21 protein-coding genes are annotated in these 25,534 nt (G+C 54.9%); 13 read left to right on the top strand and 8 right to left on the bottom strand.

Annotated features, from left to right (window positions below; translation table 11 throughout):
• Positions 1-38 precede the first annotated feature (38 nt).
• Positions 39-791 (bottom strand): MFS transporter, encoded by a 753-nt coding sequence (locus HMPREF1267_RS12645; RefSeq protein WP_023028510.1) that lies wholly within the window; start codon positions 789-791, stop codon positions 39-41.
• Between the two features lie 2 nt (positions 792-793).
• Entirely contained in the window at positions 794-1,240 is a 447-nt protein-coding gene (locus HMPREF1267_RS04200; RefSeq protein ID WP_023028509.1) for a DUF2871 domain-containing protein, read from the bottom strand.
• 862 nt (positions 1,241-2,102) lie between these two features.
• Between HMPREF1267_RS04200 and HMPREF1267_RS04195 the strand changes: the two genes are divergently transcribed.
• The 10 genes from HMPREF1267_RS04195 (at position 2,103) to HMPREF1267_RS04145 (ending at position 15,630) form a co-directional block, all read left to right on the top strand.
• Entirely contained in the window at positions 2,103-3,431 is a 1,329-nt protein-coding gene (locus tag HMPREF1267_RS04195) for an APC family permease (protein WP_232215103.1), read from the top strand.
• Positions 3,431-4,741 (top strand): glutamine synthetase family protein, encoded by a 1,311-nt coding sequence (locus HMPREF1267_RS04190; protein ID WP_023028506.1) that lies wholly within the window; start codon positions 3,431-3,433, stop codon positions 4,739-4,741. Before HMPREF1267_RS04195 ends, HMPREF1267_RS04190 begins: the two co-directional genes overlap by 1 nt.
• Positions 4,731-5,888, top strand: a complete 1,158-nt coding sequence (locus HMPREF1267_RS04185) for an amidohydrolase family protein (RefSeq protein ID WP_023028505.1) — start codon at positions 4,731-4,733, stop codon at positions 5,886-5,888. The genes HMPREF1267_RS04190 and HMPREF1267_RS04185 overlap by 11 nt, the downstream gene beginning before the upstream one ends.
• Before the next feature lie 13 nt (positions 5,889-5,901).
• Positions 5,902-7,080 carry a M20 family metallopeptidase gene (locus tag HMPREF1267_RS04180; RefSeq protein WP_023028504.1) on the top strand — a complete coding sequence of 393 codons (1,179 nt, stop codon included), beginning with the start codon at positions 5,902-5,904 and terminating at the stop codon, positions 7,078-7,080.
• On the top strand, positions 7,080-7,934 hold the full coding sequence (locus HMPREF1267_RS04175; RefSeq protein WP_023017588.1) for a MurR/RpiR family transcriptional regulator: 855 nt from the start codon (positions 7,080-7,082) through the stop codon (positions 7,932-7,934). Before HMPREF1267_RS04180 ends, HMPREF1267_RS04175 begins: the two co-directional genes overlap by 1 nt.
• A 132-nt stretch (positions 7,935-8,066) precedes the next feature.
• Entirely contained in the window at positions 8,067-8,837 is a 771-nt protein-coding gene (locus HMPREF1267_RS04170; protein WP_023028503.1) for a type I restriction-modification system subunit M N-terminal domain-containing protein, read from the top strand.
• 57 nt (positions 8,838-8,894) lie between these two features.
• A protein-coding gene (locus HMPREF1267_RS04160) for an IS3 family transposase (protein ID WP_156906108.1) occupies positions 8,895-10,111 on the top strand; the annotation gives its coding sequence in 2 pieces (ribosomal slippage) (positions 8,895-9,156 and positions 9,156-10,111; 1,218 coding nt in all).
• A 20-nt stretch (positions 10,112-10,131) separates the two neighbouring features.
• Positions 10,132-11,349, top strand: a complete 1,218-nt coding sequence (locus HMPREF1267_RS04155; RefSeq protein WP_023028501.1) for a class I SAM-dependent DNA methyltransferase — start codon at positions 10,132-10,134, stop codon at positions 11,347-11,349.
• Positions 11,349-12,551, top strand: coding sequence for a restriction endonuclease subunit S (locus tag HMPREF1267_RS04150; RefSeq protein ID WP_023028500.1), 1,203 nt, complete (start codon positions 11,349-11,351; stop codon positions 12,549-12,551). Before HMPREF1267_RS04155 ends, HMPREF1267_RS04150 begins: the two co-directional genes overlap by 1 nt.
• Positions 12,544-15,630 carry a type I restriction endonuclease subunit R gene (locus HMPREF1267_RS04145; protein ID WP_023028499.1) on the top strand — a complete coding sequence of 1,029 codons (3,087 nt, stop codon included), beginning with the start codon at positions 12,544-12,546 and terminating at the stop codon, positions 15,628-15,630. The genes HMPREF1267_RS04150 and HMPREF1267_RS04145 overlap by 8 nt, the downstream gene beginning before the upstream one ends.
• An 82-nt stretch (positions 15,631-15,712) precedes the next feature.
• Here HMPREF1267_RS04145 and HMPREF1267_RS04140 read toward each other — a convergent pair whose 3' ends face one another.
• Positions 15,713-16,051: a P-II family nitrogen regulator gene (locus HMPREF1267_RS04140; protein WP_023028498.1), complete on the bottom strand. Its 339-nt coding sequence runs from the start codon at positions 16,049-16,051 to the stop codon at positions 15,713-15,715.
• Between the two features lie 33 nt (positions 16,052-16,084).
• Positions 16,085-17,407: an ammonium transporter gene (locus tag HMPREF1267_RS04135; RefSeq protein ID WP_023028497.1), complete on the bottom strand. Its 1,323-nt coding sequence runs from the start codon at positions 17,405-17,407 to the stop codon at positions 16,085-16,087.
• Between the two features lie 389 nt (positions 17,408-17,796).
• Here HMPREF1267_RS04135 and HMPREF1267_RS04130 point away from each other — a divergent pair, with 389 nt between their 5' ends.
• The 3 genes from HMPREF1267_RS04130 to HMPREF1267_RS04120 all read left to right on the top strand — a co-directional run bounded on the left by HMPREF1267_RS04130 (position 17,797) and on the right by HMPREF1267_RS04120 (position 21,220).
• Positions 17,797-19,797 carry a prolyl oligopeptidase family serine peptidase gene (locus HMPREF1267_RS04130; protein WP_023028496.1) on the top strand — a complete coding sequence of 667 codons (2,001 nt, stop codon included), beginning with the start codon at positions 17,797-17,799 and terminating at the stop codon, positions 19,795-19,797.
• 10 nt (positions 19,798-19,807) lie between these two features.
• Positions 19,808-20,236, top strand: a complete 429-nt coding sequence (locus HMPREF1267_RS04125) for an OsmC family protein (RefSeq protein ID WP_023028495.1) — start codon at positions 19,808-19,810, stop codon at positions 20,234-20,236.
• 78 nt (positions 20,237-20,314) lie between these two features.
• Positions 20,315-21,220: a DUF1906 domain-containing protein gene (locus tag HMPREF1267_RS04120; RefSeq protein WP_023028494.1), complete on the top strand. Its 906-nt coding sequence runs from the start codon at positions 20,315-20,317 to the stop codon at positions 21,218-21,220.
• Between the two features lie 2 nt (positions 21,221-21,222).
• Here HMPREF1267_RS04120 and HMPREF1267_RS04115 read toward each other — a convergent pair whose 3' ends face one another.
• From HMPREF1267_RS04115 to HMPREF1267_RS04100, 4 genes are all read right to left on the bottom strand, one after another.
• Positions 21,223-22,152: a hypothetical protein gene (locus HMPREF1267_RS04115; protein ID WP_023017579.1), complete on the bottom strand. Its 930-nt coding sequence runs from the start codon at positions 22,150-22,152 to the stop codon at positions 21,223-21,225.
• 39 nt (positions 22,153-22,191) lie between these two features.
• Entirely contained in the window at positions 22,192-23,835 is a 1,644-nt protein-coding gene (locus HMPREF1267_RS04110; RefSeq protein ID WP_023028493.1) for a cation acetate symporter, read from the bottom strand.
• Positions 23,836-24,183 carry a DUF485 domain-containing protein gene (locus HMPREF1267_RS04105; RefSeq protein ID WP_023028492.1) on the bottom strand — a complete coding sequence of 116 codons (348 nt, stop codon included), beginning with the start codon at positions 24,181-24,183 and terminating at the stop codon, positions 23,836-23,838.
• 393 nt (positions 24,184-24,576) lie between these two features.
• Complete coding sequence (locus tag HMPREF1267_RS04100; RefSeq protein WP_023028491.1) at positions 24,577-25,440, bottom strand: aldo/keto reductase; 864 nt, start codon at positions 25,438-25,440, stop codon at positions 24,577-24,579.
• Positions 25,441-25,534: the final 94 nt, after the last annotated feature.

The following is a 25,534-nucleotide window of genomic DNA, read 5'->3' as shown; positions in this document are numbered from 1 at the left end:
GACGAGCGACCGCTGCGCGGCGTTGGTCAAGCCCTAGCTTAAGGCCTGCACCACTGCCCCAGGCGCCCCGTACCGTGCCGCGACGCGGCGGGCGGCTGCACCGGAGAAGAATGCACCGATTGCCATGGCTGACGGCGCGAAGCCCACGGCCGAAACCGCGAGCGCCACCGGAACCGGCAAAATGGCCGCGTTTTCTGACCACGTCCAGCCAAAGATGCTGAATGAGGATTGGGGCTCCCACCAGCCCAGGTCGGGGCCCTCGATAATCGCGAATACCAGGACACCCATTCCGTCAGCGCACCGCCGACGAGCGGCCCGACCGCTGCAGCCCTGGAAATCACTGCGCTCCGCACACCAAAGGCTGCGGCACGGTACTTGCCCCGGAATACGGCATTAACGGTCGAAAGCATGGACGACATGATGAACGCGGCGCCGATAGCCTGTACGGCGCGCGCGGAGATCAGCGTGGCAGCGGAGGTAGAAAATCCCGCCAATACGCTGCCTGCCACAAATATCGTCAGGCCGGCGAGGAAGGCGCGTTTGCGGCCCCAGGTATCAGCAAGCTTGCCTGTCGACAGCAGCAGCGCCGCCAACAACACCGCATAGAGGCTGTTAGCCCACTGCGCTTGCGTCAAGTTGAGCTGCAGGTCAGTGATGATCGATGGCAATGCCACGCCGACGATAGTGCCATTTAGAACAATGATGCCCAGTCCGACGGATAGAACCGCCAGGCTTATCCAATCGCGGCGAGCAGGTGCTGTGACGTTTTCTTGTGCGCTGCGCTCGGTCATAGTTAGGCGTTCACCGAAGCTTTGGTGCTGCCGTCATCTGGCGCCTTGATGGCCCGGCCCAAATTCACGAGGAAGACCGTCAGCCCCACCGTGATGAAGATGTGGCCCAGCCCAGCAATACCGGAGATCATCTCATTGGATTCCTTGCCCAGCACCGTCAAAATGCCGTGCGAAATTTGCATGCCGACGGTGAGCACCACGCCCACGTTATACAGCCAGAAGAACGAGTTGAATAGCTGGCGGTACCGCGACAGTGCAAAGACCTTTTCCAGCGCCAACAAGATGAGGAATAGCATGAAGCCCAGTGCCAGCAAGTGGGTGTGGGCCACGCTTAGCTGCGTATATTCGCCTTCCGGGAAATCTTGTAGCTTCGTAAACTCCCGATAAAACAAACCAGCGACCAAGCCCAAGACGAGGTAGAAAATCGCTGCCCTGTACAAAGCCTTCATGTCATTACTCCTTCCCAGTCATCACAGTGACTGGATAGCCGAGGCGATCAATTTCTCTATATACATATCTTGCCCCGACTTCTCTGGCTTTGAATCGCAGAGGCGGTTGAACCTTGAATCAACCAGTAGGTTGATTGGACGCGCGTTTCCTCGTGTCCACCAATCAGGGGTCAGGTCCGGTGATACGGGCGGTAAGCCCGACCACATCGACATGGGAGCCCATCAGCTGGCGAAGGCGGTGGTAGCTGTAGTGACACTGACCCGCCTGGACGGTGGATTGAGTGTAGCAAGCCTACAATTCCTGCAGTGTGTGCACTGTGTGCCCAGTGTGTGTTTTGACTACGGCGTCAAAGTCAATCGGGACGAATTCTTCTTACCCAATGCTGCGTTTCTCAATGAAGAATTCGTCCAACTCGCCATTCGTTGATGCCGCGACCTGCTGAACCGTGGTCAGGTCCCGGCTCCGCAATGCATGATTCGCTCCTGAAATCGCGTGATGCGAGCACCCGAGCGGGTCTTCAAACTATCGGTAAGAACGCTGCCGTATCAGCTGCGTCTTCACCGCACGGTTATCCGCCATGACGGAATCCTTCCAGTACCGCCCGGAGCGTTGTGAGCTGCTACCGGATACCCACTAAAGCGCTACCAGATAGTCACGACACTGCTATTAAGTGGCCGACAACAACAATCTATTGCGACCTATGTCATATTAATGTATGTTTTGTTTCACGGGACACTTTTGATGAAAGGAACTTTAAAATGGGGTCCTCTACAATAAACTCTCCCCCCCTCCGATAGAAAGAAGCTCTCTACCTGGGAAGTCACAGCGATTTCTGTCGGATTTATGGGACCAGTTATGGCCATGTCCTTGAATGGAATCGGAGTTGCCGGACTAGTCGGCAAGGCGGTTCCTTTCGCATTTGCTATCGCTTTTGCCGGAACACTTTTCGTTGCCTATGCCTTCGTACGACTCCTTCAGAGAGTTAAACATGCAGGATCGGTTTATGCGTTGGCCGGTATCACCATTGGCCCCAAATCTGGATTCTTTAGCGGCTTCGCATTACTCGGCACATATGTCTTCATGACTACTTGCATTTTGGGCGCCTCTAGCGTTTTTTTCGAAGCAATGTTGCAAGAATTGGGGGCTCAAACTCCGGTTGGCCTTTGGCTTCTCATACCTATCATTGTCTCTACAGCCGGACTCTATCTAAATTTAAGAAACTCATCTGCCGCCGCTCGTGTGACGCTTGCGATCGGCTTTGTTGGAATCTTAGCGATGGTGGTCCTTTCCGTTGTCATATTGGTCAAAGTGACCGGAGGAGATTCTTTAGCTTCTACTTCCCTTGATTTTCAAACACTTACTCCGGCTGGGAATTCTTGGTCAGCCGTAATGACGGCATCTGTATTCGCTTTCCTTTCCTGGGCAGGGTTTGAGTCTGGTTCATCGCTTGGAGAAGAAACGGCAAATCCCAAACGCACAGTTCCACTCTCATTGCTCCTAGCAGTAATCATTGGTGGATTTCTCTACGTATTCGTCATGTTCGCCCAAGTCAATGGTTTCGGAACTGACGAGAAGGGCGTAGCTATGTTTGCCGAATCGTCCTCAACTTTGACTCAGCTTGGTTCAATGTACATCGGACAGTGGTTCTCGGTTCTAATTTCAGTAATCGCCTTCGCAGTTGCATTCGGGGCATTCCTCAGCTCGAGTACCGCCACCTCCAGGCTCATCCACACTCTTGCTCGCGACGGCTTCGGTCCCTCAACGTTCGCAAATCGCGATTCAAAAACGTTTATTCCGAAAAGCTCCGTATGGGCCACTAACATTATCGGTTTGCTTTTGGCTCTCGCACTTGGAGCTGCTGGGCGGACCAGCGTCGAAATCTACTATTGGTACGCGACAATTGCCACCCTCTGCATGGTTGTTGCTTATGGCATGGCATCAGTAGGGGCTATCAAATTTATTCTAAAAAAAGATTCCAGCATTCCTCGGTGGGAAACCATCTTTCCGCTACTTGCTGTGGGCTATCTAGTCTACGTCTACTTCATTCAAGTTGTAGGCCAAGAGGCGCCGTACACCTACTTCCCTTGGATTTCAGGGGCCTGGTGCCTTCTAGGACTCATAATCGTCTTGGCAAAACCCCGATTAGCTAACCAAATTGGAAGAAAACTAACTAAGGAGGACATCGAATAATGTCTAACCCCAAAAACTCAAGCACCTTTACTTTCCTCGCAACAAGCGATATCTCGGCTCGAACCAAAGGCCGCGCTGTAAGCACAAAGGATTTCAAAGAAGGCACAAGCGTGGGTTGGGTGCCAGCCAACCTGGGAATTGGGCCTCTAGGTCACATCGTCAGCGGTATTCCTTACGATTCAACTGGTGACATTCGCCTACTAGCAGATCCCAATGCCCTTTTTCACTTAAAGGGAATCCCAAACCTCCCCGATTTTAACGTCTGCTTTTCTGACTTAGTCAACAATGATGGAACGGCATGGGAGTCTTGCTCGCGTACCTTTCTAAAAAATGCGGTAGAAGAACTGAAAGACAAACACGGGCTCACCCTTACTGCTTCATTTGAACACGAGTTCACCGAAACAAATGCCTCCGAATCCACTCACCCATTTTCGTTCTCGAACTTCGTAGACGGAGAGCCTGTAGGAGGAACGATTTTCGAAATCTTAGAGCAAGCTGGAATTGAACCAGAATGTTGGCTTCCCGAGTATGCACCTTACCAGTATGAACTCACTATGAAACCCTCCGATCCAGTCTTGGCTGCCGATCGTGCAATTCTGCTCAGAGAAATCGTGCGTACCTGCTTCAAAGCTTACGGTCGTGAGGTTACGTTTTCACCTGTCCCAGACGCCTCCGAGGGTGGATCCGGCGTGCACGTTCACTACGGGCTTTACGGACGCAATGGTGAGATCATTTCTTTTGATCCAAACAAACCGGGGCGGATGTCTAAGATTGCTAGCCAGTTTAATGCAGGAATTATAAAGTACGCTGCTCCAATGACTAGCTTGTTCGCGCCTCTAACCGTAAGCTATCACCGCCTGAAACCAAATAAATGGTCCGTCGCGCAGGCTTTCTGCGGGGAGCAAAACCGAGAAGCACTTGTAAGAATCTGCCCAACTAACGAAATTGGTAATCGAAAGCCTGACAAACAATTCCACTTTGAGTTCCGCGGTGGAGACGTCGGAGCAAATCCTTGGATCCTGATGGGTATTATCATTCGAGCAGGCATGGCTGGGATAGTTGAAAACTTGGACCCTGTAAGGGTGGTAGTAGGTGAAGCGGACTCGGACAAAGACTCTTCTTTCGAGGGTCAGCCGTTGCCATCGACCTTGGAAGAAGCCCTAAAGGCTTTCGAAGAAAATGAAGTTGTTCGTTCTTGGTTCTCCGAGGCTTGGGTAGAAACTTTCCTTAAGGTGAAGCGAGATGAAATTGCCACGTTAGAAGAAAAAAGCATCGAAGAGCAATGTGAGGTGTATGCAGATGTCTATTAAGAGTATCAATGAGTTCCTACATGCATTGGATTCTCTTCCATTGTTCGACCACCACTGCCATGGAACCGTTACTGAACAACTTCAGCGCCCCGACTTTGAAGAACTCATTTCCGAGTCGTCTAGCCCAGCAACCGTCGGAACGACTCGATTCGATTCCCAAATTGGTTTTCAGGTTCGAGGCGCCTGTGCTCCAGTCTTAGGATTGGACTCATTTTGCTCACCAGAAGAGTACATGGCGAAGAGAACATCTATGCCATCAGAAAGCATTAACAAGAAGTTTCTCGAAGCCACCGGAATCGAGACTTTTGGTCTCGAGACAGGTCACTCCGCAGATATGATCACGTCCCCTAACGAACTACATCAACTAACCGGGAAAACTGTCCATGAAGTAGTTCGGCTAGAAAGGGTCGCCGAAGAAGTAGCTGAAAAAATCCGCGATCAGGAAAGCTACGAAAAGGAGGCTGCCTTTCTCGAAGAACTCGACACCACTCTGCGGGCTCGAATAAAAAATGCAATAGGAGTAAAGTCCATTGCCGCGTACCGGGTTGGTTTAGATTTCCCATTCACTCGTCCAACCGAGAATGAACTATCAAAAGCGGTGACTAAATTACTAGCCCAGGAAGGAAGTATTCGACTCGAGGATAGTACAATCATTCGACACCTACTGTGGTTCGCAATCGACAAAGCTCAAGTAATTCAGCTCCATATCGGATATGGCGATGACGACGTGGACCTTCATCGATGCAATCCACTGTTGCTTACCAATCTATTTCGGCAATCGATCGGATCTGGCGCGCGCTTTACTCTGCTACACTGCTACCCTTACCATCGAGAGGCTGGGTACCTAGCGGACGTGTTTCCACATGTCTACTTCGATGTAGGGCTAGCGATTAATTACACTGGGGCCCGCGCTAATGCTGTAATTGCTGAATCTCTAGAACTAAGTCCTTTCGGAAAGATTCTATTCAGCTCCGATGCGTTTGGACTCCCTGAGCTATACTATCTAGGGGCGAAATTGTTCCGCGAGGGATTAGCTAAGGCTCTAATCAACTTCCACGAAGAAGCGAATTGGCCTCTTGACGAATGCTACCGAATCGCTCGGATGATCGGCTACGAAAACGCAGCACGACTTTATGAAGTAGATTAGGAGAGCTGGAAACATGAACGAGCATTTGAAGAAGCTATCTCAACAATGGATTAATGAGTTCCTGAAAACTGCTTCCAAATCGAGCGCGCTCAGAAAAACCATTCACCAACATCCGCAAATTAGCGGCGAAGAGGGCCCTACAAAAGAACTGATGCTAAAAGAAATGGGCATCAGTTTTGACTCCGTTGCAGAGACTGGCGCAGTCGGCCGAATTGGTCCAACGATAGGCCCCAGTATCGGAATGCGTGGCGAATTGGATGCTTTGCCAGTGCAAGAGAATACAAACGTCGAGTGGGCTGCCACCTCCAACAAGATGCATGCATGCGGCCACGACATTCATCTTGCGGCGTTAGCAGGCGTCGTCAACGCAGCAAAAAATATCGATCTTCCTTTTGGGTTAGTCCCAATTCTTCAGCCCAGAGAAGAAACCTATCCTTCGGGGGCTCTTGATATCTCTGAATCCGGTCTATTAGAAAAGCACAAAGTCAGCCATGTAATCGGGGCACATGTGCATCCAGCCATTCAACTCGGCTCAATCGCGGCCGGCTCTGGATTTGTCAACGCTGCGGCAGGCGAAATCGAAATCAGAGTGCGCGGTAAAGGAGGGCATGGGGCTTATCCTCACAAAGCCAACGACGTAGCGACACCTACTGCTCAGATCGCTCTCGGACTATCCGAGGTAGTACGTAGGAATAACGATCCAATGAGCCCAGCTGTGGTGAGCATCGGTAGCATTTCAGTCGGACAAGGAGCCGCAAACGTCTTGCCTCAAACTGGTAGCATCTTCGCAACGATTAGAAGCACTAGCATCGAAACAAATGACGAACTTGCAAACCAGATCAATCAATTCGCCGCTTTTACGGCACAGAGCTTAGGCTGTTCTGCAGAAACCAGATATACTCCCGGCGAACCAGCCCTGGTCAACGCAGACTCCTTGGCTAATAAATTTGAGTCGTACGCTGCAGAGATTGACATACCATTAGCCAATACGATGCGCTCTCTAGGCGCCGATGATTTTTCCTATTACGGAGAAAACTGTCCCTCTTTAATGTGTTTCGTGGGGGTCAACGAAGGCGATACCCCTTCACTACACGATGCCGAATTTTTACCACCAGATGAAGCAATTATCCACGTCGCCAAAGCTTTTATCACTGGCTATATTGCCGCAGCGGATAACTTACTGGAAAGATAATGTCCTACAGCATCACTGAGCAGATCAATGCTAAATTTCCAACCCTGTCACAAGCAGAAAAGGATGCGGCAAGGTGTCTGCTAAACAGCTATCCTTGGGTCGGCCTTAAGACGGTCCAGCACTTTGCTGTCCAAGCAAATGTCAGCAGTGCAACGATCGTTCGCTTTGTGCAAACCATGGGCTTCAAAGGGTTTAAGCAATTTCAGAGCGCTCTAATGAAAGAGGTTTCTGAAAGAGATGCCTCACCACTCAGCCAGGCTGGGGACGATTTCCCCAGCCTGGCTAATGACCGAGTAGAACAGACACTCAATCATTCAGCCGAAGCTTTTTTACGCGGAATTGAATCGACTTTTAAATACGCCAAAAAAGACGATATTGAAAAAGTCATAACCCTCCTATCGGATCAAAAGCACCGCATTGTTTCTCACGGCGGAACTTTCTCATGGGTACTAGCTCAACATTTTGTTGCTCAGCTCAGTCTCTTCCGTGGTAACCAACTAGCAGCACCATTGTCCGATCTTGCCCTTATTGAATTAATATCCCAAACGTCTGCCGACGACATTTGGGTTTTCTTCGACTTCCGGAGATACAGTCCACGTTCAGAACGAATTGCGCGGCTAGTCAAGGAAAAAGGCGCCTTGGTTATCTTAACCACAGATAGATGGATGTCCCCTATATCCTCGTACAGTGATGCAACCTTGGTCACCCGCGTCGAGGCATTCGGCCCCTCTGACACTCTGGTTCCCGCATTCGCGCTAATCGAAGCAATTTGCGAGTGCGTCTCGAGGGAAATAGGAAAAACGGGGATCCAATATCTTGAAGCATTCGAAATTCTTCGAAAAGAACTCAGCTGAAAATAGTCGGAGCTTCGGTACGGTCGTTGCTGGCTGTATCGCCTGAGCCTTCAATCCTCTGGAATCTAAGCCCGAGCTTCCACCACTTCTTTACTTCGGAGAACTAAGGTTACAAAGGTACTGCCCCACGCCTTGCTAGAAAGAACTCCCAGATTGAGCACCGCTAACCTCAACCAGTCTGTCGTCTGGAACACCGCCGATAAGTACCTCCGGTCCATCGTGGAACCCGAGGATTACGGCGACTACATCCTGCCACTGACAGTTCTCCGCCGCCTTGAATGCATTCTGGCGCCGACCAAAGACCAGGTGCTTAAGTTGGTAAGCTCCTTGCACGCCGACGGCGTCAGCGAGGCGTACATGGACTGGGAAGTGCAGTCCCAGTTTGGACTTTCCTTCTATAACAGGTCCGAGCTCGATCTCACTCGCATCGCTGAAACCGATGACCATGTCTACGACTCATTGATGGACTACGTGGGCGCATTCTCGCAGTCTGTTCGGGATATCTGGGATGCATTCGACTTCGGAGTGAAGATGAGCACTCTCGATCAAGCAGGCCGCTTGTGGCCGGTGATTAAGCACTTCTCCACCATTGATATGTCTCTCGAGGCGCTTCCTGATGCTCAGATGGGCGACCTATTCGAGAACGTCATGTACCGCGCGTTCAACACCAAAGGCAAAGCCGCAGGTGCGTTCTATACCCCGCGTGACGCAATTCGCCTCATGGTGGATATCCTGTTCGCTTCCGATGACACTGGACTAACCTCTTCAGGTGCTTCACGTACCGTTTACGATCCCACCGCCGGTACTGGCGGTATGTTGCTGGTCGCAGCACGTGCACTAAAAGAACTTAATCCCGACATTGAAGTAAATCTCGCCGGCCAAGAACTCATGCCCACCGGCTGAGGTTACCCTCGTTTAGTGGACACCCGATTAGTGCGGATCTTGTGTCCGTAAGAGAGGATGTTCATTGTGAGTCAACAACGCCAGAAATACACACCTGAGTATCGACGCGAAGCCGCGAACCTGGTAATCGAATCGCAGCGCCCAATTGCTCATGTAGCGAAAGAAATTGGTGTCGCACCTGGTCTTTTAGGCCGATGGGTAAAAAATGAGCGTCAACGCCGAGGATCTTCCGATGGATTAAGCGAGGCTGATCTTCGTGCTGAGAATGCTCGTCTGCGTCGTGAGCTGGCAGAAGCCAAGATGGATAATGAGTTTTTGTCAAAAGCGACAGCCTTCTTCGCCGCAAAGCAACGCGAGCAGAAAAGTTCGAATTAATGCAGCAGGAGAAGGCGAACTACAGCATCAAGCGCATGGCACGCTTGTTGAAGGTATCTCGGTCTGGATACTACAAATGGACCCATATACAGCAGCAACGCTTAACCGGTAAGGATGATCGTGCATCATTTTACGATGATGTTGATCGCAAGATTCATCAGATTTGGAAAGACTCCGATGAGGTCTATGGTGCTCCGCGGATCACCGCAGAGCTAGGTGAGCGCTACCAGATCAGTGTGAATCGCAAGACTGTGGCCAAGCGGATGCGTCTGATGGGCATTGAAGGGATTTCACCGCGTGCTTTTGTGCCGGTGACAACGATTCAATCTAAGCGTAAATCTGCTCTTCCTGACCTGGTAAAGCGCATGTTTGATACCGGCGAGCTCAATCGAGTATGGATGTCGGACATTACCTACCTGCGCACCGGCGAGGGCTGGTTGTACTTATGCGCAGTTCGCGACGGTCATTCCCGCAGGGTACTGGGCTGGGCTATGGATAGCGTGCAAGATACATACCTGGTCGAACGAGCGCTGCGGATGGCACATACACTGCGTAGTGATGTTCCTGAGGGGCTGGTGTTTCACGCTGACCGGGGAACACAATTTACCAGCGAGCAGCTCTGGGACGTGTGCCGCAACCTAGGGGTTGCTCAGTCGGTAGGGCGCACTGGGGTGTGTTTCGATAACGCGATGGCCGAGTCGTTCTGGTCGACGCTTAAGACCGAGTTCTACGACCGGAAACGCTGGGCAACCCGCGATACTGCGCGTCAGGCTGTGGCTTACTGGATTGAAGTAGTCTACAACCGTCGGCGCCGGCACTCCGCCCTTGGGATGGTCAGCCCTGTCGATTTCGAAAATCACATCACCCAAACCAGAAACGAAGAAAAAATCGCTGCCTAACCGCTAGGTAGCTCCACTACGTGTCCACGATTTGCGGGCAACCCCACGGCTACGCTATTGGCAAAGCCGACCTACTTATTCAAGGCGGAGAACCGGATGCGATCCGCCACGGCGACACCCTGCTAACTGATCTCTATGAGGGCGAGCAGTTCGAGTACATTCTGTCCAACCCTCCGTTCGGCTCCGACTGGTCCGTGCAGCAGGCAGCAGTGAAAGAGCAGGCCAAGATCCCTGGTTCACGGTTTAGCCACGGCTTACCCAATAAAGGTGACGGGCAGATGCTATTCCTCGCCCATGTGGCTTCCAAGCTCATGCCCGCAGGCGACAATGGCTCCGGGGGACGTGGCGCAGTGGTGTCCAACGGCTCACCACTGTTTACAGGTGGACCCGGCTCAGGGCCTGACCAAATCCGCGCCTGGCTGCTAGAAAACGATCTGGTGGACGCAATTATTCAGCTGCCCACCAACATGTTCTACGGCACGGGTATTTCCACCTATGTTTGGATTCTGGATACCAACAAAGAAGACCACCGCAAGGGGTTCGTGCAGCTTATCGATGCCTCCGAGTGCTGGTCTGTCCCAAGCAAGGGTCTAGGCGATAAGCGTCGCGAGATGCGCGAGGCCGACCGTAACAAGGTGTTGGAAGCCTACAACGAGTTTGCTGATAGTGACATGTCCAAGGTGCTCACCCCGGATGACTTGGGCTTCCGCGATGTAAAGGTAACCAAGCAAGCAAGCCTAGCCGTGAAAGTCACCGACGACGCGATTGCCGAGGTACTAGAGCACAAGCAGGCCGTGGACGAACACGCCGACGTAATGCGCGCGGTGGCAGATGCAAATTACAACGACTTGCCGAACATGCTTAAAGCCGCTGCCAAAGACCACGGCGTTAAAATGCCCGCTACGCTTATCGATGCCATTTCCAAGGCAATTGCTGTCCCCGACCCAGACGCAGAGCCCGCAGTTGACCGCAAGGGCAACCCGGTTCTCGACCCATCATTCACCATGACTGAGCGCGTGCCGCTTATTGAAGACATTGACGAGCACATGCAGCGCGAGGTGCTCCCCTTCGCACCCGATGTCACCTGGGACGCGACCAAGGCCGTGATCGGCTACGAGATCCCCTTTAAGCGCGTGTTCTACAAACCAGAACCAGTACGCTCGTTGGCTGAGATTGATGCCGACGTAGCCGAGGTTATAGGCCGACTAATGGACAAGTTCGGACAGGTGAGGACGTAATGAGTAAGTCCACACGTGTGCGCTTCCTCGCTACCTTGGTGAACGGTCATCCTTTTAGTTCGGATGATTTCAGCAACGAACGACGAGAAAACGATATACCCCTCGCTAGAATTCGAGACATCAAAAATCCCGAGTTCACCACGTTTATTGACCGAGAACAAGTTCCTGATGATGTCGTCATTCAAAATGGAGATCTCGTTATTGGAATGGACGGCGACTTCAATTCCAAAATTTGGGGCAAAGGCCCCGCGGCGCTCAATCAAAGAATGTGCCTGCTGCGTTCTCCTGACAGCAAGGATCTTCGATTTATTTCTTACGCTATCTCTGACCAGCTAAAACTCATCAATGAGTTCACGTATTCGACGACCGTCAAGCATCTCTCTTCTGAGCAAGTTTTAGGGCTTCCGCTTCCCAGTCTAGACCTAAAGCAGCGTCATGACATCGCTGACTACCTCGACCGTGAGACCGCCGAGATCGACGGTATGCGCGCCGACTTGGACGAGATGGAGCGGCTGCTGGAAGAAAGGCGTGTGTCAATAATTCAGCGCCATGTACTTCCTGAGAATGGAACCTATACGCGTATCAAGCTGGTTGCGGATGTGTCTTTGGGGAAGACGGTTCAGAAGACCCAAAAGGACACGTCGGAGATATTACGCAACTATGTGCGTGCTGCGCATATTCAGCCTCATGGCCGCTTAGTTCTTGATGATCAGCCGATGTGGTTTACCCCTAATGAGTTGAAACAGCTAGCTCTTGAAGCAGGGGACGTGCTGGTCGTTGAGGGCGGGGCCGGGTATGGCCGCTCCGTGTATCTTCGTGAGGAACTCCCCGGCTGGGGATTCCAGAACCATGTAATTCGGGTTCGGCCTTGGGCCGGTGCCAGTGGTCGATTCATCGACTACACGATTCGTGCACACTATGGCGCGGGACTGATCGACATTTTGGCGGATGGTGCAACGATCCCAGGCCTATCCTCTGATAAAGCCCGCGAGCTGCCGATTCTGAATGTTTCCTACACCGAACAGCGTCGCATTGCGGACGAGATTGATCGTGAGACCGCCGAGATTGACTCAATGTTGGAGGACATTACGAAGTTGCGAGACTTGCTTGCTGAGCGTCGCGCCGCGGTGATTTCTGCTGCGGTGACCGGCCAGATTGATATTCCTGCTTCACTCGACGACAAGGACGAACCTCATGCTTAAACGTGACATCATGCGCGAAGAACGCTTGGAAGAGACCATCTGCGAGTCGCTTCAATCCAGCGGTTGGATCCATGAGCCGGGAATGAAAGACACCGGCTGGGATGCACGCCTGGGCCTGTTCCCGGCTGATGTGCTGCACTGGCTTTCCACCCAATACCCAGAGAACTACGCCAAGGCCGTGCCGCAGGATGCCCCTGAAGCAACGCGGGAGAATGCGGAAAGGTTGCTACTGGAGTACGTTGCCAAGCGGCTCGAATCCGCAACGCGCAAGGACGCACAAACCGGACGCATCCGTGGAGGCTTGCTGGGCACCCTGCGCGAGGGCTTTAAGTACGCGCAGACTAACGCGCGCTCAGCAGCCTTTGGCCCCATGGTGGCATTCCCACCTGCCAACCCGCTCAGTGTGTCCGCGGCGAAGCGTGCAGAGGACAACCGCCTGCGTATTATCCGCCAGGTTCACTTTGATACCACCAGTGGCGAGACACTGGATCTCGTTGCCACGGTCAACGGCATTCCGGTGGCCACGTTTGAGCTGAAGACCGACAACACGCAGTCCGTAACTCATGCAATGAAGCAATACCGCAGGGATCGTGTACCGTCGAAGAATCGCCGCGTGCTCCTGCCGGGGCTCGCGCTGGTTCACTTCGCGGTGTCGAATGACGAGGTGTACATGACCACCGCGCTTCATGGCAACGAGACGAGGTTCCTGCCGTTTAATCAGGGACATGACGGCGCAGGCGGAAACCCGCCAATCGCAGGAAAGTCGGCTACGTCCTACTTGTGGGAGCAGGTGTTGCAGCCGAGGTTGCTGCTGCGCATCTTGAGTGACTTCGCTGTGTGGGAGCCGGATTCTAAGTCCAAGCGTGGTGCGAAAGGAACGTTGATTTTCCCGCGCTTTCACCAGCTGCGAGCGGTGGAGAAAGTCACCACTGATGTAGCTCAGCGCGGCGCTGGCGGGCGCTACCTCATCGAACACTCTGCTGGCTCAGGAAAGACAAAGACGATTGCGTGGCTTGCGCACCGCCTTATTAGGCAGGTGGCTAAAGACGGTACCAAGACCTTTGATTCCGTCATCGTGGTCACCGACCGCACAGCGCTCGATACCAACATTCGCCAAGACATGCAGGCACTTGCGGCATCGCGTGGTCTGGTGGTCTCGGTCGGTGAAAACTCCGGCGCGAAATCACCGCAGCTGCGCGAGGCACTGGTCGAGGGCGGGCACATCATCACCTGTACGTTGCAGACATTCCCGTATGTGCTCTCATTGTTGGATGACGACCCAGATATTCAGGGCCGCAACTGGTGTGTGATTGCGGATGAAGCGCACTCCTCTCAGACTGGCTCCTCCGCCTCGGCGCTGCGTGAGCTTCTGGCAGAAGTTGAGCTAGACGAGTCGGAGGAATACACCGCCGACGACCTGCTAGAGCTGCGCCAGGAAGCAGTTGCTACCGCGTCCAACATGACTTTTGTAGCGCTCACGGCTACGCCGAAGGGCAAAACTCTTCGGCTGTTCGGAACCCAGACCCCGGATGGACACTACATCGCTTTTGATACGTACCCGATGGGCCAGGCTATTGCTGAGGGTTTCATCATGGACGTGCTTACCAACTATTCCACCTACACCATGTGGGCGGAAGTCCGCGACGAGTTGGGACGAACCGAAGAAGTAGACGAGTCCGCAGCGATCACGGACATGGTGCGTTTTGTCCGCCTGCACCCGACCTCCATTGCACAGAAGGTTGAGGTGGTGGTCGAGCACTTCCGCCGCAACGTTGCCCACCACTTAGACGGCCAGGCACGCGCCATGGTGGTGACCTCCTCGCGCAAGGCAGCAGTGCACTGGGCGCGTGAGATGAACCGCTACATCACCGAAAAAGGCTACGAGTTTCACTCGCTGGTGGCGTTCTCCGACAAGGTACGCATGGAGGACGAACCAGAGCCGGTTACCGAAGTCAGCATGAACGGCGAATCCGATGTGGAGCGCGCCTTCAAAGACGACGACCTGGACTACCGCGTGCTCATCGTGGCCAACAAGTTCCAAACCGGGTTCAACGAGCCACGACTGTGCGCGATGTATGTGGACAAGCACCTCTCTGGTGTCGCCACCGTGCAAACCCTGTCGCGCCTGAACCGAATCTATCCGAACAAGCCCGCTCCCATGGTTGTTGACTTCATTAACGACCCGGCCAACATTGAAGCTGACTTCAAGCGCTACTACCAGGGCGCGGCCATTGATACCGACATTGACCCTAACTCCTTGCACTCGCTGGCAGATGAACTCGATACCGCAGGCTACTATGACCTTGACGAGATGAACAAGGTTGCCGAAGCCTATATGGCAGGCGAGGACTCAGAAAATCTGCGCGGTGCGGCAGGCACGATCCTTGGCCGTTGGCGCGCAGACCGAAACTCCAACGATAAGGACACCCGCGAGCGCGCCAAAGACTTTAAGGCACATGTGCTCAAATACCGCCACGCCTACGAGTTCTTATCCCAAATCGTCGCTTATGCCGATGCTGATGTATCCCGGCGCGCAATGCTGTGCAGCGTCCTAGAGCCAAACCTGCACATTACCGAACTGGATGACAGTGAAGACTTCCTCACCGGTGTCACGTTGGCCGGCGTCGCGATTGCCCAAGGTGAAGTTGAGGAGGATCATAGTGTTACCGGCGGCGAATCTGAGGCATTGCAGGTGCCGGAGTTCACTGTTCGCCTGGGCGAGCCACAGACTCCACTGCGCAGCGCCTTTGATGAAGCCGTAGAAAAGGTCAATGATCTTTTCTCGCTCGCAGGAGTTGACGTTGACAGCGGCGATACCGCCCAAATGATCGTTGCTGCTTGGGGCACGCTTTCTAGCCAGCCAGCAGCCGTCAAACTCGGCCAAGAAAACTCCAAGGAGCAGCTCAAGCGCTCTAAGCGGTTTAAGGCCGAAGCAACGCGTGCAATTTTTAGTGGCATCGAACAGCGCAAGCAGCGAGATGCACTGGTTTCTAGTGATAAAAATGTGCTCGATAGCTTGGTGGATGCCCTAGCCAATATTATGGCTTCAGCAAAAGACACAGGTCAGCTAGAAAGCTAAAAGGCCAGTTCTGCGCACCGCAGCATAAAGCCCCAGGTCTCCACTGCTGTGCGGAGTTCCTGGGGCGTTGGGCTGTTGGAATTTAAATAGCCTTTTCTCCACGCTCGCCGGTGCGCACGCGGATGATGTCATCGATGGAGGATATCCAAATCTTGCCGTCACCAATTTCGCCGGTGCAGGCGGCCTCGACGATGGCGTCTACGATCTCCTCAGCTTGGTCATCGGCGACGATGAGCTCAATTTTGGCCTTGTTGACAAAGGACGTGGCGAACTTGGCGCCGCGGTAGATTTCCTTGTTGCCGCGTTGCTGGCCAAAGCCTTCCACCTCGGAGACGGTCATTCCGGGCGAACCCAGTTGCTGGAGCGCTTGCTGGATATCGTCCAGGGTAAACGGCTTGACCACGGCTGTAATGAGTTTCATGTCTGTTCCTACTTTCGCTGTTTATTCGATGGATTAGTCCCGGCTCGTCGTTCCGCGCATGGCACGGCCACCGATGTCGTAGCCGGTCTCGCGGTGCCCACCGAAGTCAATGCCGTCGGTTTCAATCTGGTCGGTCACGCGCCAGCCAATCGTGGACTTGAGTATTACCGCGATAATGGCGGTGATGACGGCGGCAAAGATTACAGCAACTACGGCGATGAGGAACTGCACGACCAACAGCTTCCAGCCGTCGGCGCCGCCACCGGTAAGAATGCCGCGGTCATTGGCAAAGAAGGCAATAGCGATGGTGCCCCACAGGCCGGCGACCAGGTGGACGCCCACAACGTCGAGGGAGTCATCGAAGCCAAAGCGGAACTTCAGTCCCACGCCCACGCTGCCGAGCATGCCGCCGAATAGACCCATGATGAGAGAGGTTACGGGGTTCAAATCACCGGCGGCCGGCGTGATGGTCACTAGGCCGGCCACGACACCGGAGGCTGCACCCAGCGAGGTACTGTAGCCATCGCGAATCTTTTCCACGAGCAACCAGCCCAAAATAGCGGCAGCAGTAGCGGCGGTGGTGTTGATCCAGGCCAGGCCGGCAAGGCCATCGGCAGCAAAGGCGGAACCGCCGTTGAATCCGAACCAGCCAAACCACAGCAGGCCGGCACCCAGCATGACCATGGGTAGGTTGTGGGGGCGCTGCACGCTGTGCGGGAATCCTTGGCGCTTGCCTACCACGATGGCCAGGACCAAAGCGGCCGTACCAGCGGAAATGTGGACGACGGTGCCACCGGCAAAGTCGATAGGTGTAATGAGGGCCTCGCCGTCTTCACTGCCGAAGATCCAGCTGGCGATGCTGTCTTCGCCATCGCCAAGGATGCCGCCACCCCAGACCATGTGTGCCAGCGGGAAGTAGACAAGGGTTGCCCAGATACCGCTGAAGATCATCCACGTACCAAACTTCACGCGACCTGCCAGCGCACCGGAAATAATCGCGGTGGAGATAACGGCGAAGGTGAGCTGGAATCCGATATCGATGACGTTGGGATAACCGTTCTCACCTTCGATGTAGCCACCGTTGTCATCAAAAATGGAATCCTTCAGCCCGAAAAGCTCGAAGGGATTGGCAACGATTCCGCCCCAGGACTCCGTTCCGTAGCTCATCGACCAGCCCCAGAGGACGTAGATAATGCTGACCACGGCGAGAGAACCAAAGGACATCAGCATCATGTTGAGCACACCCCTGCGCTCAGTCATGCCTCCATAAAAAAGTGCCAGCGCTGGCGTCATCAGCAGCACGAGAGCTGCGCTTATGAGCATCCAACTGGCATTACCTGCAGTCACCGCATCCATTGGGTCTCCTTGTAGATTGTCTAAAATTTTCTTTTTATAACGGTAGTCTTACAGGTATTTAATATCTATTACCGTATAGATAGTTCCCCTATCTGGGGTTAGTTCAATCCTCTGTGCTGCAGGTTTACTCACTGCAAGGCGGTGACGACTGCGCGAGAGGTTGGATACTGTTCCGAGAACGAGAGACTCTGGCCTCCCCACCAGAGGAATCAACCCAACATAGGAGGCAGCCCCCACCCCCGCAATTGCACTTCACCCCCGAATAGTGAAATCTTTTGCCGGAATGTGTACACCGTCCTACAGTACTTAGCGGTTGAAAAATAACATTCTTCACTTCGGACACTTTGTGCCCATGTACTAACCGTCTAATACGTCTAAGGAACGCGTACATGTCCGCATCCCACACTCCCCCAGCCAGCCCCGCAGAAGAACGGGATATCAAAACCGTGACCGAACAGGCATCGGCAAGCCCAAAAGAGCTCACCAAAAAGCGCCGCTTTAGCGATGGCTGGAAGCTTTTTATCTGCATTGTGATCGTTGTCCTTGGTGCCTTAGGCTCCTCCCTGGTGCAGACCAACGGCGGCAATATTCAGGTCACCGATCTCAAAATCGCCGGCAAGCACGGCGCTACCGTCACCGCCGATCTCTTCCGGCCGAAGGACGCGACGCCGGAGAATAAAGCGCCGATGGTCATCGTCTCGCCCGGTTTCCAGCGCACCAAGGAAACTCAGGTCTCCAACTCGCTGGAATTGGCCCGGCGCGGCTTTGTCACCCTGGTAGTTGACCCATATAACCAGGGCGAATCGAGCTCGCAGCACCCGGACGATGGCGATACCGCCGTCGTAACTGCCATTGATTACGTCACTGACCACTTGGATACGTTTAATTACGTCGACGAGGATCGCATCGGCATTACCGGCCACTCCGCCGGTGGTACCGCGGTGCGCACCGCGGCCAATAAGTACGGCAAGAAGGTCGATGATGCGCTCGAAGCCGCCAAGGATCCAGATAGCGAAGGCGGCACCACCATCACAGATGGCGAGCGCAAGCGCGCTGAGGACCTGGATAAGATCTCCGCGGTCTTTATCTCTGGCTGGCTCAAGAACTTAAACGATAAGAAGTTTGCCCACGTGCACTCCAATATGGCGCTGGGGTATGCCCGCTACGATGAAGGCGGCTACCGCAATATCAACGGCGATGGCGATCTGCGCGATGCCCCAGAGGCCCTGTCCATGGTCAACTCTGGGCTCAAGAAACAAGACCAGGTGGACCGCATTGAGATCGGCCGTGGTTACGGGGACATCGACAAGGGCACGTACCGCGTTGCCTATAACGATGAAACGCTGCACCCGCTGCAGCCGCTGACACCTAGTGCCATCGGCAGCATCCTCGAGTTCTTCGATGACACCCTGGATGCGCCGGTGAAGATGGATTCCGGCAACCAGACGTGGTGGCTCAAGGAGGTCTTTAACCTCCTGTCCCTCATCGGCGGCATTGCCATGCTCTTCCCGCTGACCCGCATGCTTTTGCGCACCCGCTACTTCGCACCAGTGGCACAGGCGCTCCCGACGGTACCGAAGCGCCCGCGGGGCAAAGAGGCCACGAAGTTCTGGGCATTCTTCGTGCTTTCGGCGGCCATCGCGTTCTTCACGTTCATGCCGCTGGCGAACCTTTCACAAGACGTTTTCTACGATGCCGCGAATAAGGTCAGCACCTGGTTCTTCCCGGCGCGCATGGTCAACTCGGTGGTCTTGTGGGCCATCGTCAACGGCATCGTGGGGCTTATCTTGTTCTATATCACCCGGGATAAGTCCACCTATGCCCGCGGCGAGCGCGCCCGCGCGTGGGGCATCACGATGAGTTGGCGCACCTTCTGGCGCACGCTGCTGCTGGCCTTCATCTTGCTCTTCGTGTACTTCTCCGTGCTATCCATCGTCTACCTCGCCTTCCACAGCGATTACCGCTTCCTGGTCGTAGCCTCGCGCCCGCTGACGCTGCGCTGGTTCCTGGTGGCGCTGATGTACGTGCCGGCGATGTTCATCTTCTACCTGGCCAATTCCATTCGCGCCGGTGTGGGCACGCGCTATAGCGATACGCCCAAGTGGCAGACCTACCTCATTGCGGCGTTAGCTAACTCCGTCGGCTTGGCGATGATCTTCGTTATCCAGTACTCCGTCTTCGCCGCCACCGGCACGGTGCACTGGACCGATGACTGGCTGTATGTGAACATGCTGCAGTCCATCTTGCCCATGATGATCCTGCTGCCCATCTTGAACAAGATGTTTTATGCCAATACCGGCCGCGTATGGCTTGGCCCCCTGGTTATCGCGCCCATTTTTATCACCATGTCCTTGGGCGGCAGCGTGGCCTATATCCCGAGCCTGGCTTAAGCTTTAAGCCATGAGTGAAATCACTAAGCAGTATTCCGTTGACCTTAACCGCGTAGAAAATTCGGTGTACCGCGCCACCAATGCGGATGGCGCCAGCATCGAATTCGGCCGTAGGGAGGGCCTGTTATCGCCGGTAGAGCTCCTGCTGGCCGCCGTCGCTGGGTGCACCGCGGTGGACGTGGATGTCGTGACCTCCCGGCGCACCGAGCCGGAGTCTTTCCAGGTACGCGCAGAGGGCGACCGCGTGGATGAGGATGGCGCCTCGCGGCTTTCCGATGTCCGCGTCGCCTTCGACCTCGCCTTCCCCTCCACCCCGGAGGGCGATAAGGCCCGCGCACTCGTGGATAACCTGATCCGCATCTCCCACGAGAAGGACTGCACGGTATCGCGCACCGTGGAACACGCCACGAACGTGGAATTTAGCAACGTGTCAAAATAAACACGATCCACCCACCATCTCCTGCTATGGTGCATTTGTTAACTATTGTGACTAATGCGATCACTGCAGGAGCTTTTCATGTCACCGTCTCTGTCTCGTCGCGGCCTCTTGAAGGCAAGCGCCCTTGCCCTTACCGCCGGCGCCATTGGTGCGGCCGCACCCTCTGCCGCCGCCCTCGGCCCGGTGCGCGGGACCATTATCGATTTTTCCTCTGGCATCCCCTCCCCCGCCGCCATCAAGCGTGCGGGCCATATCGGTGCCATTCGCTACGTTTCCAATAAGCGCCCCGGCGCGGCCTGGATGACCGGCAAGCCGGTCACACTCCAAGAGACTGCCGCCAATGCCGCGGCCGGCCTGCCCACAGCCTCGGTATATCAATTCGGCCGCGCCGAAACCGCCGATTGGAAGCAGGGCGCGGCGGGCGCCGCCATCCACGCCCCGCAGGCCATTTCGCTGCACAAGGCCGCCGGTGGGCCTACGCACCGCCCCATCTACATCGCCATCGACGATAACCCCACCCGCGAGCACTACACCCAGTTCATCCGGCCATACCTGCAGGCATTCTCCAAGGCGCTGTCTGTCGCCGGCTACCAAACCGGCGTCTACGGCAACTACAACACCATCGAGTGGGCCAGCCAGGATGGGATTGGCACGTTCTACTGGATGCACGATTGGGGTTCCAACGGGAAAATCCACCCCAAGACCACCATTCACCAGCTACCGCAGTCGCGCCAGCAGACCATCGAGAACGTCATTGTCGATGTCAACGAGGTCTATGCCAGCGACTGGGGCCAATGGACGCCCGGTTCCAAGCAGCCAGGCATCCAGGATCTCAGCTCCACCCTGGACAAGGCCATCCCAAATATGCCGGAGCTGCCGCAGCTCAACGCGGATGGGGTGAGCTTTAAGGGGTCATCGCTAAGCAACGAGCAAATTCGCGGGCTTGCGGATGCCGCCCAGGACATCGCCAAGGCCATTAAGTAGGTCTATTTCCCTTTGGGCTCGGAGGACTTCTTTTCGTCCTTCTTGTCCTCGTCCTTCTTCTCGCTCGAGGTCGGCTTCTCTGAGGTCGTCTCAATGGGTGGCACGTCCTCGCCATCCTTGTACTTCAAGAACCGCTCGGTGGCCTTGCCCAGGTTCTCGCCGTTGATCTCGCTCTTCACGTAGTCCGTGAGGTCATTGGCAGAACCATTAATGGAGGCCGCGGCGACGAAGTTCTTGCCAAAGGACACCGAAGAATTGATGGACTTATCGTTGGACCAGCCCCACTTGCTGCCCACGACATTAGAGAGCTTCGCGGTGCCATAATCCTGGTCATAACCATCTTCTGAGACTGGATCCGCGTGCGACATCGCCACCAGCACGGGATGGGTTTCATCGCGCTTGATGAGCTGCGAGATGAAGCTGGCCACGTCATAGGTGGAGGTTTCCGAATAGCCCCAGGTCTCGCCCGCCTTGGTGGATTCCAGATCGTATTCCTTGGCAATCTTATCGATGGAATCCGGGTACTTTTTAAACAGCTCCTCGGCGCTCTTATCAGAAGAGCTGGCGATCATGCCGAGCGCCTCATATTTATCTTCGTACTCACCCTGTTCAATGACGTAGGTGGCGATGTAGAGCTTGATGAGGCTAAGCGCCGGGCGGGGATCGTGTTCTGCCGCAGAGCCCATATACATGCCATCGTGCAGGCGAATATAGCTAATGGAATGGTCCTCATCCCCCTTGAGGAACTCATTGATCCGCGGGGGCACCGTTGTCGCCCTATGCGCGGTAATGGTGGTGTCTTCGGCTTTGGCGGTGCTATCTCGCTCGCTATTGCTGCACCCAGCAACCGTAGAGCAGGCAAGCATGCACACGGCAAGGGCGGCACCAGCCTTTACTGATGCCGCCGCGTTGAGAGAGGACGGATTAAACACGTCGAACCATATTACCGGTAATTGCTCCTTTTCGGGCAATTAGTGCTGGACTGGGGTCTCGACGCCCACACCGGTCAGGGAACGAACTTCCATCTCTGCCGCCAACTCATCCAAGTTGTCCGGCTTGGTCACGATGGAGACGAACCACCCCACGAAGAAGGACAGCGGGATGCTGACCAAACCCGGCGAGGTCAGCGGGAAGATAGCCCAGTCCGCGTTCGGGAACATGGCGCTTTCGGTGCCGGATACCGCTGGAGAGAAGAAGATGAGGACCAAGCAGGAGACAACACCGGTGTACATGGAGGCCACGGCACCCGCGGTGTTGAAGCGGCGCCAGTACAGCGAGTACAGGATGGTCGGCAGGTTAGCCGATGCCGCCACCGCGAAGGCCAGGGAGACCAAGAAGGCCACGTTCTGGGTCATCGCCAAGATGCCCAAGATAATGGAGACAATACCCAGCACCACCACGGTAGCCTGCGAGACGCGCACCTGCTCTGCCTCCGTGGACTCACCGTTGCGAATAACCGCGTGGTAGATATCGTGCGCAATGGAGGCGGAGGCGGTAATCGCCAGACCCGCCACCACTGCGAGCACGGTAGCAAAGGCCACGGCGGAAATAATGGCCATGAAGATGGAGCCACCGATTTCCAGTGCCAGCAGCGGTGCCGCGGCGTTCGCGCCACCCGGTGCGTTCAGGATGCGGTCCGGACCAACCAGTGCGGCTGCACCGTAGCCCAGGATCAAGGTCATCAGATAGAAGGCACCGATGATAACGATGGCCCAAGTCACGGAGCGACGAGCCTCAACGGCGGTCGGCACGGTGTAGAAGCGCATCAGAACGTGAGGCAAGCCGCCCACGCCCAGCACGAGGGACATACCCAAGGAGATGAAGTCCAACTTAGCGGCGGTAGAGCCACCGTACTTCAGGCCCGGCTCCATGATTTCCTTGGCCTCATAGCCCTTTTCATGGAGGTAGTCGGACGACGCGTGCATATCAATCGCTGTGCTGAACATGTTACTGAAGCCACCGCGCAGGGAGACAAACACCATGATGCACATGACGACCACACCGGTCACCAACAGGACGGCCTTAATCATCTGCACGTAGGTGGTGCCCTTCATGCCGCCGACCAAGACGTAGAGGATCATCAGCACGCCGACGATACCGACGACAACTGCCTGCCACTTGAAGTCATGGATGTTCAGCAGCACGGCCACCAGCGAACCGGCGCCGGCCATCTGGGCAATGAGGTAGAACAGCGTCACGAAGAGTGTGGCGATGGACGCGGCCACGCGCACCGGCTTTTGCTTCAGGCGGAAGGACAAAACGTCCGCCATGGTAAAGCGGCCCACGTTACGCATCGGCTCAGCCACGAGCATCAGGGCTACGAGCCAAGCGACGAAGAAGCCGACGGAGTACAAGAATCCGTCGTAGCCGTTAAGCGCCACCGCACCAACGATGCCGAGGAAGGATGCCGCAGAAAGGTAGTCACCGGAAATGGCCAAGCCATTCTGGCGGCCGGAGAACGAGCCACCGCCGGTATAGAAGTCAGACGCCTTCTTCGTGGACTTGCCGGCGCGCAACACGACGGCCATGGTAACCACGAGGAAGATGCCGAAAATGGAGATATTCAGAATCGGGTTACCGGCAGAAGTTTCTTGTGCAAGGTAAGTGGTAGTCATTTACTTGGCCTCCAACTTCTCGCGAATAGCAACCGATTTAGGCTGAATATTCTTATTGGCGTATTTCACGTAAATCCAGGTAATGATGAACGTGGTCAGGAACTGGGCCAGGCCGAAGACGAGGCCGACGTTCCAGCCGCCATCGCCAAGCTCAATGGCCATAAAATCAGGCGCAAACACGGCGGTGAGCACGTAGACGATGTACCACACGAAAAACGCGACGGTCATGGGAAAGGTGCAACTACGATAAGCGCTGCGCAGCTCGCCAAACTCTTCGCTATCGCGCATTTCTATGTAGTCGGCTGCCGTAAGCTCACGGCGCTCGACTGGAGCAGTTGTATCACTCATAGAAGGGTTGTCTCCTTGGGTGAGAGAGGTTCTGTACAAACGAGGCGCAATGTGTTGTCCATCACTACCCGCGTTGCTATGTAAGATACAGAACAATCTTTGCAAAGCAGTAAATATTGCCAATATGCCTCACAAAAACTCCCCCCTTTTAGCCCGATAGGTTCCGGTGAACTGGGCTAATATTCTTTGCAAATCACCCCCTCCACCCCAGAGTTAACGTGTTCGCAAATTTTGTTAACCAGACATTAACTAATGAGTAAAGGCGGCGCGAAAGGAACCACCTATCAGCGAGGTGAGTGCCTTAACCAGCACGTACTTCCCACTCAGCCATCCTGCACAGCAAAAGCCACCGACGACGCCGTCGCCGGTGGCTCCTTAGCTCGAGGTACTGTCTTAGCCCTCCGCGCCTGGGAATTCGCTGGGATCATTAAACATGCGGCCAAAGCCTTCTTGGCCTTCCAAGGAGTCAATCGCCGCGATTTCGTCCTTGCCCAGCTCCAGCTCCGCGGCGGCCAGGTTCTCCTTGAGCCGCTCACTGCAGGCAGACTTCGGAATAACGGAAATGCCCTTGGACATCAGGTAAGCCAGTACCACTTGGCCCTCGGTAGCCTCATGCGCGGCGGCGATCTTTTCGATCTCCGGGTTATTAAGCACCACGCCGCGCGCCAGCGGAGACCACGCCTCGGTCACGATGCCGTGCTTGTGGTGGAACTCGCGCAGCTGCGGCTGGGTGAACCCAGGGTGCAGCTCCACCTGGTTGAGCACCGGGGTAATGCCGGTCTTATCAATGAGATTCTCGAGGACCTCCTCGTAGAAGTTAGCAACACCAATGGAAGCGATCTGGCCCATCCCCTGCAGGCGGGCAATGGATTCAAAGGTCTCCACGTACAGCCCGCCCTGTGGCCACGGCCAGTGGATGAGGTACAGGTCCAAGTAATCCAGCTTCAGCTTCTCCATGGATTCCTGGAAGGCTTGTTCCGCCTTCTGCGCGCCGTGGTGGGAGTGCCAGACCTTGGAGGTGATAAACAAGTCCTCGCGGCTGACATCGCCCGCGTCAATGGCTTGGTTCAGCGCAGTACCCAAGGCCCCCTCGTTCTTGTACAGCGTCGCCGTATCAAAGTGGCGGTAGCCCAGGTCAATGGCTTCGCGGACTACGCGAATGCATTCATCGTCATTGAGCTTGTAGGTGCCCAGACCGAGCTGGGGCATCTCGCGGTCATCATTGAAAGAAATAGTTGGCACAGTCATAGTTCCCATTGTGCCCCAGTTTCCCGTCTTATGCGGGCACTTGAAAGAACTAAGGCCCCAGTACAACGAAAAACCGGCTCCCCTTTTTTCGGGAGCCGGTTCA

This window comes from Corynebacterium sp. KPL1824 (genome assembly GCF_000478095.1).
Lineage (GTDB): Bacteria > Actinomycetota > Actinomycetes > Mycobacteriales > Mycobacteriaceae > Corynebacterium > Corynebacterium accolens.
Note: the sequence above shows the minus strand (reverse complement) of the source record. Positions and strands in the feature narration are given on the sequence as shown.

Excerpts from the sequence above, each read along its gene's own strand:
- HMPREF1267_RS04130 (WP_023028496.1), top strand. The coding sequence starts at position 17,797 with ATGTCCGCATCCCACACTCCCCCAGCCAGCCCCGCAGAAGAACGGGAT.
- HMPREF1267_RS04145 (WP_023028499.1), top strand. The coding sequence starts at position 12,544 with ATGCTTAAACGTGACATCATGCGCGAAGAACGCTTGGAAGAGACCATC.
- HMPREF1267_RS04120 (WP_023028494.1), top strand. The coding sequence starts at position 20,315 with ATGTCACCGTCTCTGTCTCGTCGCGGCCTCTTGAAGGCAAGCGCCCTT.
- HMPREF1267_RS04185 (WP_023028505.1), top strand. The coding sequence starts at position 4,731 with ATGTCTATTAAGAGTATCAATGAGTTCCTACATGCATTGGATTCTCTT.
- HMPREF1267_RS04190 (WP_023028506.1), top strand. The coding sequence starts at position 3,431 with ATGTCTAACCCCAAAAACTCAAGCACCTTTACTTTCCTCGCAACAAGC.
- HMPREF1267_RS12645 (WP_023028510.1), bottom strand. The coding sequence starts at position 791 with ATGACCGAGCGCAGCGCACAAGAAAACGTCACAGCACCTGCTCGCCGC.
- HMPREF1267_RS04195 (WP_232215103.1), top strand. The coding sequence starts at position 2,103 with ATGTCCTTGAATGGAATCGGAGTTGCCGGACTAGTCGGCAAGGCGGTT.
- HMPREF1267_RS04175 (WP_023017588.1), top strand. The coding sequence starts at position 7,080 with ATGTCCTACAGCATCACTGAGCAGATCAATGCTAAATTTCCAACCCTG.
- HMPREF1267_RS04140 (WP_023028498.1), bottom strand. The coding sequence starts at position 16,051 with ATGAAACTCATTACAGCCGTGGTCAAGCCGTTTACCCTGGACGATATC.
- HMPREF1267_RS04125 (WP_023028495.1), top strand. The coding sequence starts at position 19,808 with ATGAGTGAAATCACTAAGCAGTATTCCGTTGACCTTAACCGCGTAGAA.
- HMPREF1267_RS04135 (WP_023028497.1), bottom strand. The coding sequence starts at position 17,407 with ATGGATGCGGTGACTGCAGGTAATGCCAGTTGGATGCTCATAAGCGCA.
- HMPREF1267_RS04110 (WP_023028493.1), bottom strand. The coding sequence starts at position 23,835 with ATGACTACCACTTACCTTGCACAAGAAACTTCTGCCGGTAACCCGATT.
- HMPREF1267_RS04100 (WP_023028491.1), bottom strand. The coding sequence starts at position 25,440 with ATGGGAACTATGACTGTGCCAACTATTTCTTTCAATGATGACCGCGAG.
- HMPREF1267_RS04105 (WP_023028492.1), bottom strand. The coding sequence starts at position 24,183 with ATGAGTGATACAACTGCTCCAGTCGAGCGCCGTGAGCTTACGGCAGCC.
- HMPREF1267_RS04200 (WP_023028509.1), bottom strand. The coding sequence starts at position 1,240 with ATGAAGGCTTTGTACAGGGCAGCGATTTTCTACCTCGTCTTGGGCTTG.
- HMPREF1267_RS04150 (WP_023028500.1), top strand. The coding sequence starts at position 11,349 with ATGAGTAAGTCCACACGTGTGCGCTTCCTCGCTACCTTGGTGAACGGT.
- HMPREF1267_RS04180 (WP_023028504.1), top strand. The coding sequence starts at position 5,902 with ATGAACGAGCATTTGAAGAAGCTATCTCAACAATGGATTAATGAGTTC.